The 5,095-nt window shown below is 63.3% G+C and carries 4 protein-coding genes; all 4 read left to right on the top strand.

The features are described 5' to 3' along the window. Positions 1–444 precede the first annotated feature (444 nt). The 4 genes from NKI38_RS33090 (at position 445) to NKI38_RS33075 (ending at position 4,981) form a co-directional block, all read left to right on the top strand. A complete protein-coding gene (locus tag NKI38_RS33090; RefSeq protein ID WP_352665046.1) occupies positions 445–1,455 on the top strand; it encodes an ABC transporter ATP-binding protein in 1,011 nt (336 codons plus the stop codon). A gap of 223 nt (positions 1,456–1,678) precedes the next feature. After that, positions 1,679–2,644: an ABC transporter permease gene (locus NKI38_RS33085; RefSeq protein ID WP_352665044.1), complete on the top strand. Its 966-nt coding sequence runs from the start codon at positions 1,679–1,681 to the stop codon at positions 2,642–2,644. Continuing rightward, on the top strand, positions 2,634–3,449 hold the full coding sequence (locus NKI38_RS33080) for an ABC transporter permease (RefSeq protein WP_352665042.1): 816 nt from the start codon (positions 2,634–2,636) through the stop codon (positions 3,447–3,449). Before NKI38_RS33085 ends, NKI38_RS33080 begins: the two co-directional genes overlap by 11 nt. A gap of 104 nt (positions 3,450–3,553) precedes the next feature. Then, positions 3,554–4,981: a gamma-aminobutyraldehyde dehydrogenase gene (locus NKI38_RS33075; protein ID WP_352665040.1), complete on the top strand. Its 1,428-nt coding sequence runs from the start codon at positions 3,554–3,556 to the stop codon at positions 4,979–4,981. The last annotated feature ends 114 nt before the right edge of the window (positions 4,982–5,095 follow it).

Here is a 5,095-nt window from a genome sequence, read left to right as displayed (position 1 = left end):
CCATGGGCGTTCTTTACGCGCCCTTCCCTCCCTTTGTGGGCAGGTCAATCCATTATGGCCGCCCCAGCCCCCTCCCCGCCCTCAACGCGCCCACCTCTCCCCCATTTCATGGGGGCGAGGAACACCAATCGCCGAGGTCGCGGCCTTGAAAAGCCTGGGTTCCTCGCCCCCACAAAGTGGGGGAGAGGTGGCTCGGCGAAGCCGAGACGGAGAGGGGGAGCGCCATATGCGATTGCCCTGCCCTTGTGGGGAGGGTCGACGCATAGCGTCGGGGTGGGGGTTCGCCCAGACACGATTTTGCCTATGAGGCTACCCCACCGCCGCCTTTGCTGCGACCTCCCCCATCGAGGGGGAGGTGTAGTGGCGCGCGAATTCGCCATCCCTGCCAGGATTTGCAGGCGAGGGTGATCGACAGAACTAAACCGGCAACAGACTGACAGCACCATGACATCAGCCGTTTCCTTCCAGAAGGCCTCGCGCCATTTCGGCAGCGTTCGCGCCGTTGACGCGGTCGATCTCGACATCGCGCCGGGCGAGTTCTTCGCCATGCTTGGGCCGTCCGGCTCCGGCAAGACCACATGCCTGCGCCTCATCGCCGGTTTCGAGCAGCCGACCTCGGGTTCGATCTCGATCTTCGGCGAACGCGCCGAGGGCGTTCCGCCCTATCGCCGCAACGTCAACACCGTGTTCCAGGACTATGCGCTGTTCCCGCATCTGAACGTGCTCGACAACGTCGCCTACGGGCTGATGGTCAAGGGCGCCGGCAAGGCTCAGCGGCACAAGGCGGCGGAAGAGGCGTTGTCACTGGTGCGGCTGCCCGGCTATGGCGCGCGCCGTCCGGGCCAGCTTTCCGGCGGCCAGCGCCAGCGCGTCGCGCTCGCCCGCGCGCTGGTCAATCAGCCAAAGGTGCTGCTGCTCGACGAGCCGCTCGGCGCGCTCGACCTCAAATTGCGCGAGAACATGCAGGAGGAACTGAAGTCTCTGCAGAAGGCGCTCGGCATCACCTTCGTCTTCGTCACCCACGACCAGGGCGAAGCGCTGTCGATGGCCGATCGCGTCGCCGTCTTCAACGATGGCAAGATCATGCAGATCGGCACGCCGGAGGATATCTACCAGCGGCCGAAGACGCGTTTTGTTGCCGATTTCGTCGGCTCCTCGAATGTACTGCCACCGGATTTCGTCCAGCGCTATTCCGGTCAGCATCGCTGGGGCAGCCTGCGGCCTGAATCCATTCGTGTCGGGCGCGCGGCCAGCGGGGTCACAAGTGGCGAAGGCGTGTCCGCACGCCTCGTCTCGACCAATTATCTCGGTGCCACGACGAAGCTCGCGCTCGACGCCGACGGGCTGCGGTTGCACGCCATCGTGCCGGCCGGCACGGCCTTGCCAGGGGAAGGTGAGACGGTCGTGCTCACCTTCAACCGCGAGCATCTGCATCTGATGGACGAGCCGGCATGATGAAGGTTTGCGCGAAGCGCCCCCCTCTGTCCTGCCGGACATCTCCCCCTCAAGGGGGGAGATCAGTAGCTTCCCGGCCTCGCCAATTCTGCCACGTAGGAGATTGGCGAAACCCGAATGGACAGCCAATCTCCCCCCTTGAGGGGGAGATGTCCGGCAGGACAGAGGGGGGCGCCGTAGAGCGCTACCTGTCTCATGATCTCCCGCAATACAGAGCGGCCCGATGACAATCGCCGCGCTCAACTCCAATCCCACCCCCGCCATCCTGCCGGGCAGCGGCGGCTTGCGCGGCGCGTTGTCGGACCTCTTCTGGCGCAAGCCGAATATCCTGCTGCTGCTCATGCTGCTGCCACCCGTGCTGTGGCTCGGCATCGTCTATATCGGCTCGCTGTTCGCCCTCTTGGCGCAGAGCTTCTTCTCCATTGACGAGTTTTCCGGCCTCATCAACCGAGAGTTCACATTGAAGACCTATGGTGACCTGTTCCAGGCCGCCAATCTCGACATCATCCTGCGCACGGTGACGATGGCGGCTCTGGTCACACTGGTCTCGGCAGTCGTCGCCTTCCCGATCGCCTATTACGCGGCGCGCTATGCGCGCGGCCGCTGGAAGGCGCTGTTCTACCTCGGCATCATGCTGCCGCTGTGGTCGAGCTACCTGGTCAAGATCTATGCTTGGAAGCTGATCCTGGCCAAGGAAGGCATCCTGACCTGGCTGCTCGCCAAACTGCATCTGTTGTGGGTACTCGACGCCTGGCTGTCGCTGCCGGTCGTCGGCGGCAATTCGCTGTCGGTGTCGTTCACCGGCACCTTTATCGTCTTCGTCTATGTCTGGCTGCCGTTCATGATCCTGCCGGTGCAGGCGGCGCTCGAGCGCGTGCCTGGCAATCTGGTCGAGGCCTCATCCGACTTGGGGGCTTCGCCGGGACAGACCTTTCGCAACGTGCTGTTCCCGCTGGCGTTGCCTGGCATCGTCGCCGGTTCGATCTTCACCTTCTCGCTGACATTAGGCGACTACATTATCCCGCAGATCATCGGCACCTCGCGGCTGTTCATCGGTCAGGCGGTCTATTCGCAGCAAGGCACCGCAGGCAACATTCCGCTCGCCGCAGCCTTCACCGTGGTGCCGATCGTCATCATGGGATTCTATCTCTGGGGCGCCAAGCGCATGGGGGCCTTCGATGCGCTCTGATGGCTCGCAATCCGCGCCCCTCGGCCTGAAGGTGGCCGCCGCCTGCGGGCTGCTTTTCCTGCACCTGCCGATCCTGCTGATCTTCGTCTATGCCTTCACCACCGAAGAGAAGAGTTTCGTCTGGCCGCCGCCGGGTCTGACGACGCAATGGTTCGCCGTCACCTGGAACCGGCCCGATGTCTGGCAGGCGCTGTCGCTGTCGGTCAGGGTCGCGGCCATCTCGACGGCGATCGCGCTGATCCTTGGCACGCTCTGTTCGGCGGCTGTGTCGCGAACAAAATTCTTCGGCCGCGAAACCATCTCGCTGCTGGTCATCCTGCCGATCGCGCTGCCCGGCATCATCACCGGCATTGCATTGCGCTCGGCTTTTTCGCTGGCCGACATCCCGTTCTCGTTCTGGACGATCGTGCTCGGCCACGCCACCTTCTGCGTCGTCGTCGTCTACAACAACGCCGTCGCCCGCTTTCGCCGCACATCGGGCTCGATGATCGAGGCGTCGATGGATCTCGGCGCCGACGGCTTCCAGACCTTCCGGCATATCGTGCTGCCCAACATCGCCACGGCGCTGCTCGCCGGCGGCATGCTGGCCTTTGCCTTGTCTTTCGATGAGGTCATCGTCACCACCTTCACCGCAGGCCAGCAGCAGACGCTGCCGATCTGGATGCTGGAAGAGCTGATCCGTCCGCGCCAGCGCCCGGTCACCAATGTCGTCGCCATGGTCGTGGTGCTGGTGACGTTGCTGCCCATCCTTGCCGCCTATTACCTCACCCGCGACGGCGACCAGATCGCTGGAAGCGGGAAATGAAAAACAGCGAATAGGGAGTAGCGAATAGCGAATAGGAAAACCGACTGCCAAACCCTACTCGCTATTCGCTACTCGCTACTCGCTCCTGTTAAGGGAGAAACCTCATGGACACCCAGATGCTGATCGGCTCGAAATTCGAGAAGGGCACCGAAACCGAGGAACCGATCCTCAATCCGAAGACCGGGGCGACCATCCTCAACCTGCCCGAGGCCAGCCAGGCGCAGATCGAGGCGGCTGTGGCCGCCGCCGAACAAGCATTCGTCTTGTGGTCGCGCACCACGCCGGCGCAGCGCTCCGGCTATTTGCTTAAGATAGCCGACCGCATCGAGGCTAACGCCAAGGAGTTCGCCACGCTTGAGGCGCTCAATTGCGGCAAGCCGATCAACGCCGTGCTCAATGACGAAATCCCGGCCATCGTCGACTGCTACCGCTTCTTTGCCGGTGCGGTCCGCTCGATGCCGGGCGTGGTCGCCGGCGAATACATTCCCGGCCACACCTCGATGGTCCGGCGCGACGCCATCGGCATCGTCGCTTCCATCGCGCCGTGGAACTACCCGCTGATGATGATGGCTTGGAAGCTGGCGCCAGCCATTGCCGGCGGCAACACCGTGGTTTTCAAGCCGTCGGAGCAGACGCCGCTGACGGCGCTGAAGCTGGCGAAGATCCTTGCCGACATCCTGCCGGAAGGCGTGGTCAACGTCGTGCTCGGCCGCGGCGACAGCGTCGGCAACACGCTGATCAACCATCCCAAGGTCAACATGATCTCGATTACCGGCGATGTCGCCACCGGCAAGAAGGTGCTGCAGGCGGCCGCCAAGTCGGTCAAGCGCACGCATCTCGAACTCGGCGGCAAGGCCCCGGTCATCGTCTTCGACGACGCCGATCTCGGTGCGGTGGTCAACGGCCTGCGCGCCTTCGGCTATTACAATGCCGGCCAGGACTGCACCGCCGCCTGCCGCATCTATGCCGGCAAGAAGATCTACGACAAGCTCGTCGCCGATCTCTCCTCGGCCGTCTCGACCATCAAGTACAATCGCCCCGACGACACCGAAAACGAGATCGGGCCGCTGATCTCGCGCCGCCAGCGCGACCGTGTCTCAAGCTTCGTCGAGCGCGCCTCGGAACTGAAACACATCGAGATCACCACCGGCGGCAAGCCGGGCGAGGGCTCCGGCTTCTACTACCAGCCGACCGTCGTTGCCGGCGCCCTGCAGGAAGACGAGATCGTGCGGCGCGAAGTGTTCGGGCCGGTCGTCTCGATCACCCGTTTTTCGGAAGTCGACGAGGCAGTGAACTGGGCCAATGACAGCGACTATGGCCTGGCGTCATCCGTATGGACCAAGGACGTGTCGCGCGCCATGGCGACGGCTGCCCGCCTGCAATATGGCTGCACCTGGATCAACACCCATTTCATGCTGACCAACGAGATGCCGCATGGCGGACTGAAACAGTCCGGCTACGGCAAGGACATGTCGCTCTACGCGCTGGAAGACTACACCGCCGTCCGCCACGTGATGGTTGCGCATAGCTAGCGCCTCCCCTTCTCCCCTTGTGCAGGGCTGTCCGGGGAAAGTTTTGAGTGAATCGAAATGCCGCATGTGCATGCCCCGTAAAACGGGGTTTGTCCGTCTTCTCTCTGGTTGTCG

The sequence above is a fragment of the Mesorhizobium sp. M0621 genome (genome assembly GCF_040320745.1).
In the GTDB taxonomy this organism is placed as follows: domain Bacteria; phylum Pseudomonadota; class Alphaproteobacteria; order Rhizobiales; family Rhizobiaceae; genus Mesorhizobium.
This window is presented reverse-complemented; position numbering and strand designations above follow the sequence as displayed.

Bases quoted from the DNA above. Each gene is read 5' to 3' on its own strand.
- NKI38_RS33090 (WP_352665046.1), top strand. From the start codon at position 445: ATGACATCAGCCGTTTCCTTCCAGAAGGCCTCGCGCCATTTCGGCAGC.
- NKI38_RS33085 (WP_352665044.1), top strand. From the start codon at position 1,679: ATGACAATCGCCGCGCTCAACTCCAATCCCACCCCCGCCATCCTGCCG.
- NKI38_RS33080 (WP_352665042.1), top strand. From the start codon at position 2,634: ATGCGCTCTGATGGCTCGCAATCCGCGCCCCTCGGCCTGAAGGTGGCC.
- NKI38_RS33075 (WP_352665040.1), top strand. From the start codon at position 3,554: ATGGACACCCAGATGCTGATCGGCTCGAAATTCGAGAAGGGCACCGAA.